The 18,882-nt window shown below is 68.4% G+C and carries 19 protein-coding genes and 1 pseudogene; 13 read left to right on the forward strand and 7 right to left on the reverse strand.

The features are described 5' to 3' along the window. Positions 1-173: 173 nt before the first annotated feature. From ACSQ9A_RS37810 to ACSQ9A_RS37820, 3 genes are read left to right on the forward strand one after another with little or no spacing between them, the layout of a single operon-like run. Positions 174-647 (forward strand): (2Fe-2S)-binding protein, encoded by a 474-nt coding sequence (locus ACSQ9A_RS37810; RefSeq protein ID WP_436307884.1) that lies wholly within the window; start codon positions 174-176, stop codon positions 645-647. A 1-nt stretch (position 648) separates the two neighbouring features. After that, positions 649-2,847 carry a molybdopterin cofactor-binding domain-containing protein gene (locus tag ACSQ9A_RS37815; protein WP_436307885.1) on the forward strand — a complete coding sequence of 733 codons (2,199 nt, stop codon included), beginning with the start codon at positions 649-651 and terminating at the stop codon, positions 2,845-2,847. 31 nt (positions 2,848-2,878) lie between these two features. After that, positions 2,879-3,274, forward strand: coding sequence for a c-type cytochrome (locus ACSQ9A_RS37820; protein WP_436307886.1), 396 nt, complete (start codon positions 2,879-2,881; stop codon positions 3,272-3,274). Positions 3,275-3,326: 52 nt separating this feature from the next. On the opposite strand, the gene ACSQ9A_RS37825 is transcribed toward ACSQ9A_RS37820, so the two are convergent. Further along, entirely contained in the window at positions 3,327-3,764 is a 438-nt protein-coding gene (locus tag ACSQ9A_RS37825) for a LysR substrate-binding domain-containing protein (protein WP_436308238.1), read from the reverse strand. Between the two features lie 11 nt (positions 3,765-3,775). Here ACSQ9A_RS37825 and ACSQ9A_RS37830 point away from each other — a divergent pair. Next, positions 3,776-4,177, forward strand: a pseudogene (locus tag ACSQ9A_RS37830) (molybdopterin cofactor-binding domain-containing protein); the annotation flags it as partial. A gap of 45 nt (positions 4,178-4,222) precedes the next feature. Here ACSQ9A_RS37830 and ACSQ9A_RS37835 read toward each other — a convergent pair. The 6 genes from ACSQ9A_RS37835 to ACSQ9A_RS37860 all read right to left on the reverse strand — a co-directional run bounded on the left by ACSQ9A_RS37835 (position 4,223) and on the right by ACSQ9A_RS37860 (position 9,775). Beyond that, positions 4,223-5,185: a Bug family tripartite tricarboxylate transporter substrate binding protein gene (locus tag ACSQ9A_RS37835; RefSeq protein ID WP_436307887.1), complete on the reverse strand. Its 963-nt coding sequence runs from the start codon at positions 5,183-5,185 to the stop codon at positions 4,223-4,225. Positions 5,186-5,259: 74 nt separating this feature from the next. Then, entirely contained in the window at positions 5,260-6,153 is an 894-nt protein-coding gene (locus tag ACSQ9A_RS37840) for an NAD(P)-dependent oxidoreductase (RefSeq protein WP_436307888.1), read from the reverse strand. 1 nt (position 6,154) lies between these two features. Then, the gene (locus ACSQ9A_RS37845; protein WP_436307889.1) at positions 6,155-7,606 is read right to left on the reverse strand and encodes an aldehyde dehydrogenase; all 1,452 of its coding nucleotides are present in this window, start codon (positions 7,604-7,606) and stop codon (positions 6,155-6,157) included. Positions 7,607-7,759: 153 nt separating this feature from the next. After that, positions 7,760-8,590 carry an oxidoreductase gene (locus tag ACSQ9A_RS37850; protein ID WP_436307890.1) on the reverse strand — a complete coding sequence of 277 codons (831 nt, stop codon included), beginning with the start codon at positions 8,588-8,590 and terminating at the stop codon, positions 7,760-7,762. A gap of 15 nt (positions 8,591-8,605) precedes the next feature. Next, entirely contained in the window at positions 8,606-9,277 is a 672-nt protein-coding gene (locus tag ACSQ9A_RS37855) for an SDR family NAD(P)-dependent oxidoreductase (RefSeq protein ID WP_436307891.1), read from the reverse strand. Between the two features lie 36 nt (positions 9,278-9,313). Beyond that, the gene (locus ACSQ9A_RS37860) at positions 9,314-9,775 is read right to left on the reverse strand and encodes a VOC family protein (RefSeq protein WP_436307892.1); all 462 of its coding nucleotides are present in this window, start codon (positions 9,773-9,775) and stop codon (positions 9,314-9,316) included. Between the two features lie 149 nt (positions 9,776-9,924). Here ACSQ9A_RS37860 and ACSQ9A_RS37865 point away from each other — a divergent pair, with 149 nt between their 5' ends. The 9 genes from ACSQ9A_RS37865 to ACSQ9A_RS37905 all read left to right on the forward strand — a co-directional run bounded on the left by ACSQ9A_RS37865 (position 9,925) and on the right by ACSQ9A_RS37905 (position 18,861). Then, positions 9,925-10,863: a LysR family transcriptional regulator gene (locus tag ACSQ9A_RS37865; protein ID WP_436307893.1), complete on the forward strand. Its 939-nt coding sequence runs from the start codon at positions 9,925-9,927 to the stop codon at positions 10,861-10,863. A gap of 27 nt (positions 10,864-10,890) precedes the next feature. Next, positions 10,891-11,814: a LysR substrate-binding domain-containing protein gene (locus ACSQ9A_RS37870; protein WP_436307894.1), complete on the forward strand. Its 924-nt coding sequence runs from the start codon at positions 10,891-10,893 to the stop codon at positions 11,812-11,814. Positions 11,815-11,981: 167 nt separating this feature from the next. Beyond that, entirely contained in the window at positions 11,982-13,157 is a 1,176-nt protein-coding gene (locus ACSQ9A_RS37875; RefSeq protein ID WP_436307895.1) for a CaiB/BaiF CoA transferase family protein, read from the forward strand. After that, positions 13,154-13,918: an SDR family NAD(P)-dependent oxidoreductase gene (locus ACSQ9A_RS37880; protein ID WP_436307896.1), complete on the forward strand. Its 765-nt coding sequence runs from the start codon at positions 13,154-13,156 to the stop codon at positions 13,916-13,918. The genes ACSQ9A_RS37875 and ACSQ9A_RS37880 overlap by 4 nt, the downstream gene beginning before the upstream one ends. Before the next feature lie 20 nt (positions 13,919-13,938). Further along, a complete protein-coding gene (locus tag ACSQ9A_RS37885) occupies positions 13,939-14,739 on the forward strand; it encodes an enoyl-CoA hydratase/isomerase family protein (protein ID WP_436307897.1) in 801 nt (266 codons plus the stop codon). 31 nt (positions 14,740-14,770) lie between these two features. Continuing rightward, positions 14,771-15,796, forward strand: a complete 1,026-nt coding sequence (locus tag ACSQ9A_RS37890) for an HpcH/HpaI aldolase/citrate lyase family protein (protein ID WP_436307898.1) — start codon at positions 14,771-14,773, stop codon at positions 15,794-15,796. Between the two features lie 26 nt (positions 15,797-15,822). Next, on the forward strand, positions 15,823-16,824 hold the full coding sequence (locus ACSQ9A_RS37895) for a Bug family tripartite tricarboxylate transporter substrate binding protein (protein ID WP_436307899.1): 1,002 nt from the start codon (positions 15,823-15,825) through the stop codon (positions 16,822-16,824). A gap of 45 nt (positions 16,825-16,869) precedes the next feature. Then, on the forward strand, positions 16,870-17,811 hold the full coding sequence (locus ACSQ9A_RS37900; RefSeq protein ID WP_436307900.1) for a LysR family transcriptional regulator: 942 nt from the start codon (positions 16,870-16,872) through the stop codon (positions 17,809-17,811). Positions 17,812-17,883: 72 nt separating this feature from the next. Then, a complete protein-coding gene (locus ACSQ9A_RS37905) occupies positions 17,884-18,861 on the forward strand; it encodes a tripartite tricarboxylate transporter substrate binding protein (protein WP_436307901.1) in 978 nt (325 codons plus the stop codon). The last annotated feature ends 21 nt before the right edge of the window (positions 18,862-18,882 follow it).

Genomic DNA, 18,882 nt, shown 5'->3' on the forward strand with positions numbered 1-18,882 from the left:
AGCGGCGCGATCCGCTCATGGCGTCGGTGCGTGCGGCGCACGTCCGCGTCCGCAGTCGCCCTGGCGATTGTGCAGCCGCACTTCAAGGGTCTTGAGGAAACCGGGTCTATGTCTTCGAGGCGCGGTTCCCTAAGCTCGGACCGCCCCTCAACTCTTCGTCATCGAACACTGCAATGGCCTACCAACTCAACATCAACGGCAAGTCGCACAGCGTCGACGTCGATGGCGACACACCCCTGCTATGGGTACTTCGCGACGTGCTCGGAATGTCCGGCACCAAGTTCGGCTGCGGCGCCGGCCTCTGCGGCGCCTGTACGGTCCACCAGGACGGCGTGGCGATCCGCTCCTGCATCACGCCGGTGGAAGCGGTGGGCGCACAGCGCATCACGACGATCGAAGCCATCTCGGCGACTGCGGTCGGCAAGGCCGTGCAACAGAGCTGGCAGGAACTCAACGTCGTGCAGTGCGGCTATTGCCAGTCGGGTCAGATCATGTCGGCGGCTGCGCTGCTGTCGTCGACGCCGCGCCCGACTTCCGAGGACATCGTGAACGGCATGTCGGGAAACATCTGCCGTTGCGGCACGTACGTGCGCATCCATGCCGCCGTGCAGCGCGCCGCGACCCTGATCCCGATCAAGGCGGCCTGACATGAAGCACGATGATCTCCCCATGGCCGATGCGGCCACCGGCGGGTTGACCGATGCGGCGCTGACGCGCCGGTCTTTCGTGCGAGCCGCGCTCGCCGCCGGCGGCGGACTCATGCTGAGCGTCGGCCTGCCCGGAAACGAGGGCAAGGCCGTCGCCGCGCAGCCTGAGGCGTTTTCACCCAACGCCGTCGTGCGCATCGACACGCGCGGCGTGGTCACGCTGGTGATGCCGCGCGTCGAGATGGGCCAGGGCATCTACACGACCGTGGCGACGCTGATTGCCGACGAGCTGGAGGTCGATCCCGCCAGCGTGCGGCTGGCGCATGCGCCGGCCGACGAGAAGCAATACACCAACCCGCTCAACGGCGCTCAGATCACCGGCGGCTCGACCTCGGTGCGCAGCACCTGGGAGCCGATGCGCCGTGCCGGCGCGACCGGTCGCGTGATGCTCATCGGGGCCGCCGCGCGCCAGTGGAAGGTCGACCCCGCCACATGCCGCGCCAGCAACGGCGTCGTCGAGCACATCCCGACGCGGCGCAGGATCGCCTACGGCCGACTCGCGAGCGCCGCCGCCGCGCTGCCGGTGCCGGCCGAAGTCGCACTCAAGGATGCCAATGCGTCCAAGCTGTTCGGCAAGCCCATGCAGCGTCTCGACGGGCCCGACAAGGTGAACGGCCGCGCCAGGTTCGGCCTCGACGCCAACGTGCCCGGCATGAAGGTCGCCCTGATCGCCAACTCGCCCGTGCTCGGCGGCCGCGTCGCCGCGGTCGACGATGCGCAGGCCAAGGCCGTCAAAGGTGTGCGGCAGATCGTGCGCATCGACAACGCGGTGGCCGTCGTCGCCGATCACGTGGGCGCGGCGCGCAAGGGCATGGCGGCGCTCGTCGTACGCTGGGACGAGGGCCTAAACGCCAGTTATTCGACGCAGCAGCTGGTAGAGAGTCTCGCCAAGGCCTCCGCCCGCCCGGGCGCGACCGCCCGCGAGGAAGGCGACACCGTGGCGGCCGCGCGCGGCGCGGCCAAGACGCTGAGTGCGGTCTTCGAGCAGCCCTTCCTGGCGCACGCCTGCATGGAGCCGGTGAACTGCACCGTGCACGTGCGACGCGACGCCTGCGACCTGTGGCTCGGCACGCAGGTGCCGGCGCGCGCACAGGCCGCCGCGGCGCAGGTGACGGGCCTGCCGGCCGACCGGGTCCAGGTGCACAACCACCTGCTCGGCGGTGGCTTCGGTCGGCGGCTGGACATCGACTTCGTGGTCCAGGCCGTGCGGATCGGCCAGCAGGTGGGCAGCCCCGTCAAGGTGGTGTGGACGCGCGAGGAAGACACGCAGCACAGCACCTTCCGCCCCTACCACTACAACCGCCTGAGCGCGTCGCTCGACGCGAGCGGCAAGCCGATCGCCTGGCACCACCGCGTGACCGCGTCATCGATCCTTGCGCGCTGGGCGCCGGCGCGCTTCCAGAACGACATCGACGGCGACGCGATCCGCGATGCGGCCGGCCCCTACGCCTTCCCCAACGTGCTCGTCGAATACGTGCGGGAAGAGCCGCCACCGGGCATCACCACCGGCTTCTGGCGCGGGGTCGGTCACATGCAGAACGCGTTTCCCGTCGAATGCTTTCTCGACGAGGTGGCGCAGCAGGCCAGCACCGACCCGATCGCGCTGCGAAAGTCGCTGCTCGAAAAGCATCCACGCGCCCGGCACGTGCTGGATCTCGTGGTCCAGAAGTCCGGCTGGGGCACGCCCCTGCCGGCGGGCAAGGGCCGCGGCGTCGCACTCACCTTCTGCTTCGGCAGCTACGCGGCGCAGGTCTCCGAAGTCACCGTGGGTGCCGAAGGCGAGGTCAAGGTGGACCGCATGGTCATCGTGATCGACTGCGGACGCGCCATCACGCCCGATACCGTCGTGGCGCAGATGCAGGGCGGCGCGGTCTTCGGCCTGTCGGCGGTTCTGCACGGCAACATCACCATCAAGGACGGGCGCGTCGAGCAGGGCAACTTCGACACCTATCCCGTGCTGCGCATGAACGAAGTGCCGGTCATCGAGACACACATCGTCGAGAGCACCGAAGCGCCGGGCGGCGTGGGCGAGGTCGGAACGGTGGTCACGGCGCCTTCCGTCCTGAACGCCATCTTCGCCGCCACCGGCAAGCGCATCCGCAAGCTGCCCATCGCCCCTGAAGAACTCAAACGGGCATGAATTCCTTTTCGCACATCAACAGGAGTACACGATGACAAGAACCGAAACCTCGGCACGTGCGGCCATCGCCGCGCTGGCCGCGCTCGGCTGGGCGGGCGCCCTGCACGCGCAGACCCCGCCCGCGGGTGACGCGACGCGCGGCAAGACCGTTTTCGCACGCTGCGCAGCGTGCCATTCGGTGGAGGGCAAGACCGGCATCGGCCCTGCGCTCAACGGCGTCTTCGGCCGCGTGGCGGGCAAGGCCCCGGGTTTCCGCTACTCGTCGAGCATGGCGGCATCGACGGCGCCATGGGACGCCGCGTCGCTCGAGGCGTTCCTGGCGGCTCCGACGCGTGCCTTCCCGGGCAGTTCCATGCCCCTGAACGTGCCCAGCGCCCAGGACCGCGCAGACCTCGGCGCGTATCTGCGCACGCTGTCGGCACCTTGAGCTTCGCGCGGGCGCCGCACGCGCGGCGTCCGTCGCCGCGGCGACTTTGCGGCTACTCCCAGTCCGGCGACTTCGTGATGCCGGGCCGGAGGTGTTCGATGAAAGCGCGCGCGGCCGATAGCAGCGTCGCGACGTCGCGCACCAGGATGCACAGGTGCTGGTGTGCCCACGCGTCGGTCAGCGGGATGAATCGCAGCCCGTTCAGCCGGATCTGCGACGGCTTCAGGAATGACGGCAGCACGCCCACGCCCATGTGCGCGGCGATCATGTTGCACATGCTCTCGAAGCCGCGCACGCGGATGCGCGTGCGCTTGACCACACCGGCCTGGCTGGCCGAATAGTCGAGCAACTGGGTGAGCTCACTGCTCACCGCCTGCTCCACCTGCTCGTACGGCAGGACCTCGGCATAAGCCAGCGACTTGCGCGAGGCCAGTGGGTGGCCTTTGGGAACCACCGTGACCAGCTCATAGCTCGCGAAGCGAAAGGTCAGACCGCACGTCGGGCGAGGTGTCGGTCAAGCGCATCTGCGTTGCGCAGGATTGCGGCCAGATCATCAACCCGGATGGCGTGGCCAACCAGGTCGAAGGCGGCGCGCTGCAGACCGTGAGCCGCGCGCTGATGGAGGAAGTCACCTGGGACCGTACCAAGGTCACCAGCGTGGACTGGGCGACCTATCCCATCCTGCGCACCACCGACATGCCGCGCGTCGATATCGACCTGATCGAACAGCCCGCGGCAGCGCCATGGGGCGCCGGCGAGGCGAGCCCGACCGTCATACCGGCCGCGATCGCCAACGCGATCTTCGATGCGACCGGAGCGCGGCTGCGGCAGGTGCCGTTCACGCCGGAGCGTGTCAAGGCCGGCATGGCCGCCACGGCCTCGGCCCGCCCGCGCAGCGCCTGAGCGCGAGCCCGGATGAAAAGACGGGGGCCCGGTGGGGCCCCTGTGTCATTCCTGGCCCTCCGCGCCGGCCGCCTTTACGATGCGGCCCCACTTCTGGTTCTCGCTGGCGATGAATCGCTTGTACTCGGCCGGACCCATGTAGAGCGGCTCGGCGCCAACTTCGGCGAGCGAGGCCTTGGTGTCGGGCGCCTGCAGCGCCTTCTCCAGCGCACCGGAGAGGCGATCCAGCGCCGCCTTGGGCACGCCGGCCGGCGCCGCCACGCCGAACCAGATGGTCACGTCGTAGTTGGGCACGCCGGCTTCGGCGATCGACGGCACGCCGGGGAACGCAGGCGACTTGCGGGTGCTGGTCACCGCCAGCGCACGGATCTTGTCGGCCTTCACGTGCGGTGCATGCGTCGACGCGGTGTCAAACATCATGTCGACACGCCCCGCGAGGAAATCGGTGAGTGCGGGCGCAGAGCCCTTGTAGGGCACATGCAGCATCTGCGTGCCGGTCATTCTTTCGAACAGCGCGCCCGACAGGTGACTCGACGCGCCCACCCCCGCCGACGCGTAAGTCAGCCTGCCCGGGTTCGCCTTGACCAACGCAATCAGCTCCTGCACCGTGTTGGCCTTCACCGAGGGATGCACCACCAGCACGTTCGAGGCCGACGCCACGTTGCCCACGGGCTCGAAATCGCTGGTCGGGTTGTACCGGAGCTTCTTGTAGATGTAGGGATTGATCGCCATCGTTCCCGTGGTCGTGAAGAAGATGGTGTACCCGTCCTTCGGCGCCGCGAGCACCGCCTCGGCGGCGATCGTACCGCCCGCGCCGCCGCGGTTGTCGACCACCACGGGCTGACCGATCTCCTTGGAGAGCCGGTTCGCCGTGAAGCGTGCCATGGCATCGGTGGCGCCGCCTGCCGGGAACGGCACGATCAGCGTCACCGGCTTTTCCGGAAACGCGGCGGCCGCGCTGCCTGCCGCGAAGAACAGCCCGAGGGCCAATGTGTGAATGCTTGTCATGCCTTGTCTCCTGCCGGTCGCTTCGGCATCGTCGAGGGTTGATGGATTGAAGAAGCGCGAGGGCGCTTAGCTACTCAGTCGCGCGGCCCGTCTCGCCCGTCGGCGGCGACGAGTTCGTACATCGCCGGGTAATAGCGGTCTCCCCAGCCGGCGTCCATGGTTCGCTGCAGCAGCGCGGCCGTTCCGTTCGCCATCTGAGCGTCCACGCCCGCCGAGCGCGCGAGTTCGACGGCCAGGCTCACGTCCTTGAGCGCGTAGCGCGTCGGAAAACGGCCTTCGGGGTAATGGCGCGGCAGCAGCGCCTGGCGCCCTTGCACGCGCGCGGCGTGGCTGTCGGCCGAGCCGAGTTCTATCGCGTCGAGCAGCACCGATGCCTCGACGCCGTGCGCGCGCGCGACCGAAGCGGCTTCGGCCAGCGCATGCACAGCCTCGAACAGGACAGTGTTGTGCAGGATCTTCACGACCTGACCGCTGCCGACGCAGCCGCAACGCGTGATGTCGGTGCCCATGCAACGCAGGAAGGGCATGAGCGCCTCGATGTCGCTCGCTTCGCCCCCGGCCATGATGCTGAGCCTGCCGTCGATCGCGGCGGCCGGCATGCGTGCCACCGGCGCGTCGACGTAGCGATGGCCCGCGGCCGCCGTCTGGTCTGCGAGACGGCGTGTCACGGCCAGCGAGGTGGTCCCCATGTCCACCAGCAAGCGCGGGCCCGCAAGGCCCTGCCAGGCCAAGAGCACTGCGTCTGCCACGGCCTGGGTGGCCTGTGCACTGGCCAGGCACATGAACACAAGCTCCGCCTCGCGCGCCAGCGCGTCGGCCGTCGTGGCAGACGCGGCGCCGTGCGCCGCGAGGCGCTGCATCGGCGCGCCGTCGAGGTCATGGCACAACACGCGCACGCCGCTCTTTGCGGCGAGGTTGGCGCACATGGGCTCGCCCATCACGCCCAGCCCGATGAATCCGACCGTCATCTTAAAGACCCACCATCACCGTCTTGGCTTCCTGGTAGGTACGGATGCCGTGGAAGCCCTTCTCGCGGCCCGTGCCGCTTTCCTTGAAGCCGCCGAAGGGCACCGAGACGCTGAGCGTCTTGTAGGTGTTGATCCAAACCGTGCCGGCCTCGACCGCGCGCGCGACGCGCCAGGCTTTGGGAAAGTCGCGCGTCCACACGCCGGCCGCCAGGCCGAAGAGCGTGTCGTTGGCCTGCGCGACCAGATCGTCCTCGTCATCGAAAGGCATGACGCACAGCACCGGGCCGAACACCTCTTGCTGACAGATGCGCGCGCTGTTGGCCACGTTGCCCAGGATCGTGGGAAGGAAATACGCACCATTCGACAGCCGTGCATCGTCGGGGCGGCAGCCGCCCGCCAGCACGGTGGCGCCGTCTTCGCGTGCCATGCCCACCATCGATTCGACCTTGTCGCGGTGGACGAAGGACGACAGCGGCGCCACCTGCGAAGCCGGCTCGTCGGGCGGCCCGACACGCAGCGCCTTCGTGGCGTCCGCCAGGCGGCCGACAAAGTCGTCGTAGATGCCGCGTTCGACGAACAGCCGCGTGCCTGCGATGCATGACTGCCCCGAGGACGAGAACACGCCGTGCAGCACGCCCTGTAGCGCCTTGTCGAGGTCGGCGTCGGCGAACACGATGTGCGGCGACTTGCCGCCCAGCTCGAGCGCAACCGCCGCCATGCGGCCGGCGGCTTCGCGCGCAATCGCCTTGCCGGTCGCCGTGCCGCCGGTGAACGAGATCAGTCGCACATCAGGATGCGCGACCAACGCGGAACCCGTCTCCAGGCCCAGGCCGGTGACGACATTGAGGATGCCCGGCGGCAGGCCGGCTTCGAGCGCGAGCGCAGCCACGGACAAAGAAATCGTCGGCGTGAACTCGGAGGGCTTGAGCACCACCGCGTTGCCGGCGGCTAGCGCGGCGGCGACCTTCTGCGACTCGAGCGTCAGCGGCGAATTCCAGGGCGTGATGGCGGCAACCACGCCATAAGGCTCGTACATCACCATCGCGAGGTGGTCGCCGCGCGAGGGCGCGACTTCCGAGGGCATGGTTTCGCAGATCGACGCGAAATAGCGATAGGCGGCGGCACCGCCCGCAGCCTGGGCCACGCACTCGTGGCGCAGCTTGCCGTTCTGCCGCATCTGCGCGTCTGCGAGCTCTTCGGCGTGGGCTTCGATCAGATCGGCGATGCGGTGCAGGATCGCAGCGCGCTTGTGCGGCAGCATTTGCCGCCACTCGGGGCTTGCCTGCGCAGCCTTGGCGGTACGGACCGCCCGATCGACGTCGGCCTTGCTGGCCGACCCGATGAGCGCGTTGCGCTGGCCGGTCGCGGGGTTGATGGATTCGAAAGGCTGGCCTTCGCCGGTGGTCCAGGTCGAACCGATCAGGAAGGGCCGGACTGCGTTGTCTCCGTGCATGAGTGCTCCGTTTGATGTTGAGGCAAGGGCTGCGGCCACGCCGTGCCAGTGCAGCGCATCGTACGAACAATGGTCGCTGCGACCTACCATCCAATTCCAAAGAGTGGAATTGCCGGGCCCGGCACGCGGCGCGCGGCGGGCCGCGGCGGATCGTCAGCGAAGAAATCCCGTCCCCATGGCCAGGTGCCGCCATGCCGCCACTTCGGCCGCCACCGCGCGGTGCTTGTCCTCGATGCGGCGCACCGCATCGGGCCCGAGCGCGAGACGCAGCGGCGGGTCGTCGCTCTCGATCACTTCGCGCAGCGCGGCCGCGAGCCGCTCGGGGTCGCCGGGCTGCTGCCCGTCCGCGCCGACCGCGAAGGCACGCACGTCGTCGAGCAGCGGCGCATAGTCGTCGATCGTGCGTGCGGCGAGCGCGAGCGATTGGCGATGCAGGAAATCGGTGCGGAAGTAGCCGGGCTCCACCAGCGTCACCCTGACCCCCAGAGGTGCCAGCTCCAGGCGCATGCTCTCGGCGATGCCTTCCACCGCGAACTTCGACGCGCAATAGATGCCGAAGCCCGACGAGGCCGAATAGCCGCCAACGGACGACATGTGAATCACGTGGCCCGAGCGCCGGGACCGCATCGCAGGCAGCACGGCCCGTGTGACGTTGAGCAATCCGAACACGTTGGTCGCGAACAGCCGCTCGACCTCCAGCCCGCTGGCCTCCTCGACCGCACCGACGAGACCGTAGCCGGCGTTGTTGACGAGCACGTCGATGCGACCGAATCGTTCAAGAGCAGCGGCGACGGCATCGCGCGCCTGCTGCTCGTTCGTCACGTCAAGCGGCAACACCATCAGCCGCGGATCGTTGCCGAGGCTGCTTGCAGCCTCCTGCGGATCGCGAGCGGTGGCGACCACGGAATCCCCGGCCGCCACGGCTTGCGCAGCGATCGCCCGGCCGAAGCCGCGCGAGGCGCCGGTGATGAACCAGGTTCGCATGGCCGACTCGCGTGCTCAGCTGTAGCTCGTTTCGTACGTCCAGGTGTCGCGCGGCTGCGCATGCAGCTGCCAGAACGCCTCGGCGATCTCCTCGGAATGCCGGGACTCGGGCGACACCAGGCGCGCCACGGTCACGGTTGCGACGTGGATGCCCTCTGCCTTCAGCGGCTCAAACAACGCCAGCCCGGCGGCGCGGACCGCGGCCTTGCCGACGCTCAGCGTCAAGAAGCTGCCGGACGGCTGCACGCCGAGCCCGCCGCCGGTCAGCAGCAAGCTGCCCGAAGCTTGCTTGCGCAACGCAGGCAGCGCCGCGTGGATTGCCGATAGCGCGCTGGTCACGTTGATGCTGATGTCGGAGATCAAAGAAGCCGTGCTCTCATCGTCGATGCCGCGAGTCAAGAGCTTGGCATCCTTGTCGTAGTGCAGCACGCCGGCGTTGTAGTGCACGACGTGCAGCGCATCGCCAATGCCGGAAGTCAGCGCCGCCACGGCCACCGGGTCGCTTGCGTCCACCGTACGGAAGTCGACCTCGGCGCCGGTGGCGGCACGAAGGGCCGCGGCGCTCGCGGCAAGGCGCTCCCCGTTGCGCGCAGCCAGCACGATCCGGTAGCCCTCGCGTGCGAAGCGTTGCGCGGTGGCCAGGCCGATGCCGGGGCCGGCGCCGATGCTCAGGAATGTCTTGGTCAAGATGTTCTCCTAGGGAAATCGGACGGATGGCGGTGCTCAGGCAAGGACCTGCGCCAGTTCGATCAAGTTGCCGAACGGGTCTGCCAGAAAGGCCAGGCGGCGCTGGATCACCGGCAGTTCGAAGGGCTCGGTGACGATCGTCACGCCACGGCGGCGCAACTCGGCGACCGTGGCCTCGATGTCGGCCACGTTCAGGCAGAAGTGGTGGTATCCGGCCAGCCGCAAGCTGTCGCCGAGGTCGGTGTAGACCGGCTTCGGGATCGGGCCGGGCGTGCCGTCGCCCAACAGTTCGACATAGAAGCCGTCATCCGTGGCGGGGCCGACGTAAGCGAGCTTCTGATCGGCATAAGGCCATTCGTGGATTACGCGGAAGTCGAGCTTCTCGACATACCAGCGCTTGGCGGCTTCGAAGTCGGGCACGCGGACCGCGACATGATGGCCCTTCATCGAAGCGAAAGGCGATGCGTTGTTATGCGCGGGAACTTGGTTGAGCGACATGATGGAACCTCAGTGGACGTTGATTGATTTGGCTGCCGAGGCGGCTGTGGGCCGATCCGGTAGAACGAAATTTAGGGCGCCGGACTCTGGTTGTGAATCTCCGCAAACTGCTATTCGCCGCGAACCTCAGGTACATAATCGCCACCACTATGGCCACCACCGTCAAGCCGCCTACCCCCGAGTCCGGGTTGCACCTGCCGCAGCTCGCCGCCTTCGCCGTGGTCGCACGGGAACTGAGCTTCGCCCGAGCGGCAAACGCGCTCGACGTCACCCCCACGGCAATGTCCAAGACTATCCGCCAGCTCGAATCGACGCTCGGCGCGCGACTGTTCAACCGCACCACGCGCAGCGTTGCCCTCACCGATGCCGGCGCGCAGTTGCTGCACGCCCTCGCGCCCGCGCTCGAGCAGATCCGCGGCGCGGTCGATCAGGTGCGTGCGTCGACCAGCCGCCCTTCCGGCACGCTGCGCATCAACACATCGTTCGTGGCCCACGCCTCCCTCATCGAGCCGCACCTGCCGGCCTTCCTCGCGCGCTACCCCGAGCTCAGCGTCGAGATGCACGTCGACAACGGCCTGAGCGACATCGTTTCCAGCGGCTACGACGCCGGCATCCGCCTCGGGCATGCGCTACAGCGCGACATGGTCGCCGTGCCGCTCGGGCCGCTGCAGCAGCGCGTGGTCGTGGGCGCGCCCGCCTACCTGAAGGCGCACGGCGCGCCGAAGACGCCGCGCGACCTGCTCGCGCACGACTGCATCCGCCAGCGACTCGGCGCGCGCGGGCGCTTCCTCGACTGGGAATTTCTCGTTGCTTCGAAGCCCACCCACATCGACGTGCAGGGCCGGCTCAGCTTCAGCGAGATGCGTCCCGCGCTCAGCGCGGCCTGTCACGGCGCGGGCCTCGCCTACGTGTTCCGGCAATTCGCGCAGCGCGATATCGACGAGGGCCGCGTGGTCGTGCTGCTCGACCGCTACAGCCCGTCGCGCGAGGCCTTTCACCTCTACTATCCTCATCGCGCGCAGATGCCGGCCAAGCTCCGGCTGTTCGTGGACTTCGTCCGCGAAGCCAACTGGCAGGCGCCCGACTGATGGCGCACCGCGCCGAAAGAGAAGAACATGGAGACACGCAGGCTCGAGTACTTCGTTCGCATCGTGGATGCGGGCAGCATCACCAAGGCCGCCGCGCAGATCGGCATCGCGCAGCCAGCGCTGAGCCAGCAGCTCGGCATCCTCGAAGCGGAGTTCAAGGCGCGGCTGCTGCACCGCACTTCGCAGGGCATCGTGACCACCGCTGCCGGCGCCGACCTGTACCGGCACGCCCGCATCATCCTGAGGCAACTCGAGCAGGCGCATCAACTGGTTAGCGACGCCAGCCAGAAGCCGGCCGGCCCGGTCTCGCTCGGGCTGCCGACCACCTCGGCGAACCTGCTGACCATTCCGATCCTCGAAGCGGTTCGCACGCGCTTCCCGGACGTGCACCTGAAGATCTCCGAAGGCGTCAGCGGCATGCTGACCGAACTCGTGCTCAATGCCCGGCTCGACATGTCGCTGCTGTTCCTCGCGGGGCCGATGACCGGGCTGCAGGTGGAGCCACTGTGGATCGAGGACCTGTTGCTCATCGCGCCGGCCGAGGCCGAGCTGCCGAAGAAGATGTCGATTGCCGAGGCCGCCCGCCTGCCGCTTCTGATGCCCGCCCAGGGCAACGGCTCGCGCAACGTGCTTAACGCACTGCTGGCGCGCCACGACCTCACGCCGAACGTGGTGGCCGACATCGATTCCACGTTGAGCCTCAAGCGCGCAGTCGAGAAGGGCCTGGGCTACACCTTCCTGCCGTGGGCGGCGGTGCATGAGGAAGTGGGCAGCGACCGGCTCAGCGTGACCGCGGTCGACGAGCCCGCGATGGTTCGTACCGTGTCGCTCTGCTCGCCCTCGGCCATGCCCGTGACCGCGGCTTCCGACTGCCTCACCGCGATCATCCGGCAGCAGGTCGAGGAACTGCTGACCCGGCGCAACGTGCCAGGCATTCGCGCGCCGTCCTGACCGCAACCGCACTGGGCGGCACGGACCGGCGGCCCTAGGGTTTACCTGCACAAAGGATCCACTTATCACCGCAGTCAAAACGACTGTTGGGCGCAGCGGCGTGCAATTTCTACCATTCCTTCATCGTCAATGACTGCCCGGAACACGGGCATGGAAGGAGATCTGGAATGAGCGGTCCGCTGGACGGAATCAAAGTACTGGACCTGACGTCCTACATCGCCGGCCCGTTCGCCTGCGGGCTGCTGGCGGACCTGGGCGCCGAGGTGATCAAGATCGAGGCGCCCGACGGCGACATGCAACGCCGCCTGCCCTCCACGGCGCCGCGCCATGCGCGCGCCTTTCTCGGCCTGAACCGCCGCAAGAAGGGCTTGGCGCTCAACCTCAAGTCCGACGAAGGCAAGACGGTGCTTCGCAAGCTGGTCGCCACCGCCGACGTGCTGGTCGAGAACTTCCGCCCCGGCGTGATGGCGCGGCTCGGACTCGACTACGAATCGCTGCGCGCGGAGAACCCCAGCCTCATCTACTTCGCGATCAGCGGCTATGGCAGCCGGGGGCCGCTGCGCAGTAGCCCGGGCTTCGACACCGTGTTGCAGACTTTCACCGGCATCGCCGCCTTCCAGGGCGCCGCCACCGACACACCCCCGCACAACGTCTCTGGCTCGATCCTCGACTACTACGCCGCGAGCATGGGCGCGCTCGGCGTGGTCGCCGCGCTGCACCATCGTGCGCGCACTGGCCAGGGACAGTATGCGGAGACGTCGCTGCTGGCGACCTCGCTCACGCTGCAGGCCGGCCGATTCGTCTGGGTCGACGATGAGCCGCGCGAGGTCAACCGCGACCTCAACCTCGGCAAGATTTCGGGCATCCACCCGACGAAGGAGGGCCACCTCTTCGTCTCGGCGCATGCCGAGCACTTCTGGCAGGCGTTGTGCGAGATCACCAACATGGGACATCTCGCCCGCGATCCGCGCTACGACTCGATGCGCAAGCGCACCGAGCATGCCGCCGAGCTGGTGCCGCAGCTGCGCGAGGCCCTGAGCGCCAAGACGGCACTCGAGTGGGAGGCCCTCATGGCCGGCCGCGTGCCCTCGTCCGCCGCACGCTCGATCGAAGACATGTTCGACCATCCGCAGGTTGCGGCCAACGGCCTCACCGCGCACATGACGCTCGGCGACGGCACGGGCTACCGGGGCCTCAGCTCGCCGATCGCGTTCGGCGCCACGCCGGTTGCGCCGCCTACCGGCGCCCCATCGCTCGGCGAGCATTCGGACCAGATCCTCACGGACGCCGGCTTCGACGCAGAGGCCATCGCCCACCTGCGCAGCGCAGGAGTCGTGGCATGACGGCATCGCGATTCGACAGCGGCCACGTCGCGGTCGTCACCGGTGCCGCGCGTGGCATCGGCTTCGGCATCGCACGGCGGCTCGCACAGCAAGGCATCGGTGTCGCGCTGCTCGACCGCGATGCCGAAGCGCTCGACAAGGCCGTCACCGAACTCGGTGGGCAGGGGTGGCGCGTGCGCGGCGAGGTCGCCGACCTCGCGGACGCGACGTCGGTCGACCACGCGATGCGCCAAGTCGAGGCCTGGGGCGGTCGCATCGACTTCCTCGTCAACAACGCCGGCGCAGTGCGAGACATGCGCTTCCTCAAAATGGAGCCCGAAGACTGGGACCTGGTCATCAACACCAACCTGCGCTCGCAGTTCCTCTGCTGCAAGGCGGTCTTGCCCGGCATGGTGGAGCGCGGCTTCGGCCGCATCGTCAACATGTCGGCGCGCGCCTGGCTCGGCAGCGCCGGGCAGGCCAACTATTCGGCCGCTAAGGGCGCGATCGTCAGCCTGACCCGCAGCCTCGCACTCGAGTTCGCATCCAAGGGCGTCACGGTCAACAGCATCGCGCCCGGCATCGTCGACACGCCGCTGTTCCGCAACTTCAAGCCGGAGGTCCAGGAGCGCCTGAAAACCACGGTTCCCGTCAAGCGCATCGGCACCACGGACGACGTGGCGCTGGCGGTCGAGTTCTTCCTCGATCCTGCCGCGTCGTACGTCACCGGGCAGACGCTCTACGTCTGCGGTGGCCGAAGCCTCGCGGGCCACAGCGTCTGAGCCACACGGAGGAGACACAAATGACCGTTCGATTCGAAATCCAAGGCCCCGTTGCCATCATCACGCTGGCGCGACCCGAGTCGCTCAACGCGCTGGACCTCGACTCGCTGAAGCTGCTGCGGAAGCACCTCAGCGAGTTCCGTGACCGCGACGACCTGCGCGCCGCAGTGCTCACCGGCGAAGGCAAGGCCTTTTGCGCCGGCGCCGACCTCAAGAAAACACAGAGCTCTGCCGCCACCTATCCCGAGGCGATGTTCAAGTCGCTGGACATCGCCAGCGAGACGGGCATGTATGCCCGCATGATCGACTTGACCGACCTTGGCCTTTGGAAGCCCATCGTCGCCGCGATCAACGGCCACTGCCTTGGCGGCGGTCTGGAGCTGGCGCTGCAGTGCGACCTCCGCGTCGCGTGCAGCCAGGCGCGCTTCGGCCTGCCGGAGCCTCGCGTGGCCTCGATACCGGGCGTGTCCGGTGTGCATCGCCTGATGCGCGCCGTGCCCACCGCTCACGCGATGAAGCTTGCGCTCACGGGCAAGCCCGTCGATGCCGGCGGTGCGCTGGCGATGGGCCTGGTGTCCGACGTCTACGAACCCGAGGCACTGCTGGGCCATGCCATCGAACTCGCGGCCCTGATCTGCGAGAACGGGCCGCTGGCGGTGCAGGCCGTCAAGAAGCTGTCGCGCCAGACGGCACACCTGAGCGACGCCGACGCGCAGCAGGTCACCGAGCTGTACTGGGGCGCACTGCGCGACACGCAGGATCGGCTCGAGGGGCGCGCCGCCTTCGCGGCCAAGCGCCCGCCGCTCTACACCGGCCGCTGACCGCGATACCCCAACCCATCCGGTTTTTTCCATGAAATCCCCACGCCGCTTCTACGAACCCCTGGCCTTCGGCGCACCGCAGCCGCTGCGCGAACTGCCCGCGCGCCTGGAGCGCCTGATCCACTTTTTTCCCCCACACATCGCGAAGATGCGCGACCGCGTGCCCGAGCTGATCGGCAAGGTCGACGTGCTGCTCGGCAACCTCGAAGACGCGGTTCCTTCCGACGAGAAAGTCGCCGCGCGCCTGGGCCTGATCGAGGTCGCGAAGCGGCACGACTTCGGTGCCACCGGACTGTGGACCCGCGTGAACACGCTCGCCAGCCCCTGGGGCCTCGAGGACCTCGTCGAATTGGTGGGCGAGATCGGCGACAAGCTCGACGTGATCATGCTGCCGAAGGTCGACGGCCCATGGGACATCCACTACATCGACCAGCTGCTGGCGCAGCTCGAGGCGCGCAACGGCATCGCGCGGCCGATCCTCGTTCACGCGATCATCGAGACGGCCGAGGGCGTGAACAACGTCGAGGCGATAGCCGCCGCTTCGCCGCGCATGCACGGCATGAGCATCGGCCCGGCCGACCTCGCAGCCTCCAGGGGCATGAAGCTCACGCGCGTCGGCGGCGGCCACCCCGACTACCGGGTGCTCGCCGATGCACGCCACGGTACGGAGCGGCCGTTCTACCAGCAGGACCTGTGGCACTACACCATCGCGCGCATCGTTGACGCCTGTTCGGCCAACGGACTCAAGTCCTTCTACGGGCCGTTCGCCGACTTCAGCGATCCCGAGGCCTGCGAGGCCCAGTTCCGCAACGCCTTCCTGATGGGCTGCGCCGGGGCCTGGACCTTGCACCCGAGCCAGATCGACATCGCGCGCAAGGTGTTCACGCCCGACGCCGCCGAAGTCGCCTTCGCTCGGCGCATCATCGACGCCATGAGCAGCGGCGCCGGCGCTGCGATGGTCGACGGCAAGATGCAGGACGACGCGACACTGAAGCAGGCGATGGTGCTCGTCACGCTCGCCGACGCAGTGGCAGCGCGAGAAGCGGTGAGCGCATGAATCGACAGACAGCAGAAAGCCCAGACATGAAACAAGCAACCCAAGCAACCCCTTCGTTCCGCGTCGCACGCTGGTGCGCCGTGGCCGCACTCACGCTGGCCGCCGGCGGGCTCCACGCCCAGTCGGGCCCTGCGCAGCGCACCACGCGCCTGATCGTCATCACACCGCCGGGCGGTATCGTCGACTCCTCGGCGCGCTGGATCGCCGAGCGGCTCGCGCAACGCACCGGGCGGCCGGTCGTGGTCGAGAACCGCACCGGCGCCGGCGGCAACATTGCCGCCGAGGTCGTCTCCAAGGCCCCGGCCGACGGCAGCACTCTGCTCTACACCTCGAACAACTTCACCACCAATGCGTACCTGTACCGCAAGCTGTCCTTCGACCCGCGCAAGGACTTCGAGCCGGTGATCCAGGTCGGTGACTTTTCGATGGTGCTGGTCGCCCATCCTTCGGTGCCGGCCAAGTCGCTGAACGAGCTGGTCGCACTCTCGAAGGCCAAGCCCGAGCTCCTGAGCTACGGCTCCGGCGGCAATGGCCATCCGGGGCACATCGCGACCGAACTGGTGAAAAGCCAGTCCGGTGCCAAATTCCAACACGTGCCCTACAAGGGCGCGGGCCAGGCGATGACGGGTGCCATCGGCGGACAGGTGCAGCTGGCCATCGGATCGCTCGGCTCGGCGCTGCCTTTCATCAAGTCGGGCCAAGTGAAGCCGATCGCGGTCACCGGCCGCTCGCGCTCACCGTCGGCGCCCGACATCCCGACCATGGCCGAAGCGGGTCTCAAAGGCTACGACTACAACGGCTGGATCGGCATCCTCGCGCCGCGCGGCACGCCGAAGGCAACCGTCGAGCAGTTGCACGTCGACATCGCCGCAGTGCTCGCCATGCCCGAGGTCAAGCAGAAGATGGACGCCCAAGGCGGCTCGGTCGTGGAGGAATCCACCGCCAAGTTCAAGGCGATGCTCGACGCCGACTTCGAGCGCAACCACCAGCTGATCGTGCAGGGCGCCGTCAAGCCGGAAGGCGATTGATCGCAACGCCGCGCCACACCCGGCGCGGCCGCACCGACCCTGCCGATGGTTCCCGACCTCCTCTCGCTGACGCTGCTGCGCCTGGCCGTCCAGCATGGGAGCCTGTCGAAGGCCGCCGCGCAGATGCACCTGGCGCTCTCGGCCGCAAGCCGGCGCATCTCGCTGCTGGAACACCAGTTCGGCATCGCGCTTTTCCATCGGCTGCCCGGCGGCGGGCTCGAGCCCACGGCTGCCGGCACCGCGGCGGCCTTCCATGCGGGCGAGCTGTCGGCCGAAGTCGAGCGCCTGACGCAGACGCTGGCAGAGTTCGCAGCCGGCGTGAAGGGCAACGTGCGCGTCGTCGGCACGCCCTCGGCCATGAGCCAGAAGCTGCCGCAGCAGCTGCAGGCCTTCGGGCAGCGCCAGCCCCGCGTCCGCATCGAGATCCGCGAAGCGCAGACCGCGAGCATCATCAAGGCGCTGCGTGACGGCACGGCGGACGTCGGCGTGATCATGGAAGGCCTGTCGACCGCAGGCCTCGAGACGCGGCCGTACGGTACCGACACGCTGTGCGCACTGTTGCCGCCGGATCATCCGCTGCAGGCCAGGCGCACGGCGTTCGCGGCTTTGCTGGACGACGAGATCATCGGCCTGGGCCGAGGCGCCGCCCTGACGCGGCTGCTCGAACGCGCAGCACAGGAAGCCGGCAAACCGCTGAAGCTGACCGTGCAGGTGCAAAGCTATGAAGCGGTGTGCCGCATGGTCGAGTCGGGACGCGGCATCGGCGTGCTGCCGCGCGGCGCCGCATGGCCCTACCTCGACGCACTGGCCATCCGGGCGGTGGACATCGAAGATGCCTGGGCGCGTCGCCGCATGCTCGTGTGCCTGCGACCCGGCGCCACCGATGCATCGCTGCGCGCGATCGCCGATTTTCTCGCGTGCCCGTCCGACGGCGAAGACCCGTGCAGCCTTTCGCACGATGCGAAGCGTCGCTTGCCGATTCTCTAATCGGCAACGCTGCGGCGCGCACCTACATTGAAAGCATGGGCGCACCCCGCGCCCGTGAAGGAGACAAGACAGATGCTTCGACCCATCAGCGCGGCGCTCGCCATGTGCGCGGTAGTCGCCTTTGCCGCACAGGCACAGGTACAGGCGCGAGCCGACTACCCCAGCAAGCCCGTGCGCATCATCGTGCCGTTCCCGCCCGGACAAGCCACGGACGTGGTCGCGCGCATCCTCGCCGAAGAATTGACCAAGGCCTGGGGCCAGTCCGTGTTCGTCGACAACCGCGCTGGCGGCGCCAGCATTCCCGGCATGGTCGCAGGGCGCGACGCGGCCGCGGACGGCTACACGCTGACGATGGGGACGGTGGCCACGATCGCCGTCAACCCCGCCGTCCACGCCAAGCTGCCCTACGCGGTCACCGATTACCGGCTGATCAGCGGCGTCTTCACCATGCCCGCGGTCATCGTCGCCAACGCGCAGTCAGAGGCCAGGACGCTGGGCGATCTCATCACGGCGTCAAAGCACGCGGCCGGCGGCCTCAGTTGGGGCGTGGCCGGGCACGCCAGCACCTATCACCTCGCGGGAGAAGAGCTCGCTTCGCGCGCCGACATGAAGGTCAACACCGTTGCCTACAAAGGCAGCGGCCCCATGATCACCGACCTGATGGCGGGCCACATTCCCTACGCGGTGGACAGCGTCTCCTCGTCGTTGTCGGGCGTGCGCAGCGCCAAGCTGCGGCCGCTGGCAGTGACCTCGGCGCAGCGCGTCAAGCAGTTGCCCGACGTGCCCACGGTGGCCGAACTCGGATACGCCGGCTACGAACGCGTCGGTTGGGGCGGCCTCATCGCGCCTCGCGCCACGCCCGAGGCCATTGTCGAGCGCGTCAGCGCCAGCGTCCAGGGGGTCCTCGCCAAGCCCGAGGTCTCGCAGCGCATCTCCGACCTGGGGGGCGTGGTCGATGCGCGCGGCGCGGCCGCCTGGCCACGCTTCGTCGAGGCGGAGATCAAGAGCGTGCAGCAGACCGTACAGCGCTCGCAGATCCGGCTCGAGTGAAACGCGTCGTCCACGCCTGCC

Source organism: Variovorax sp. LjRoot290 (assembly GCF_964253985.1).
Taxonomy (GTDB): Bacteria; Pseudomonadota; Gammaproteobacteria; order Burkholderiales; family Burkholderiaceae_C; genus Variovorax.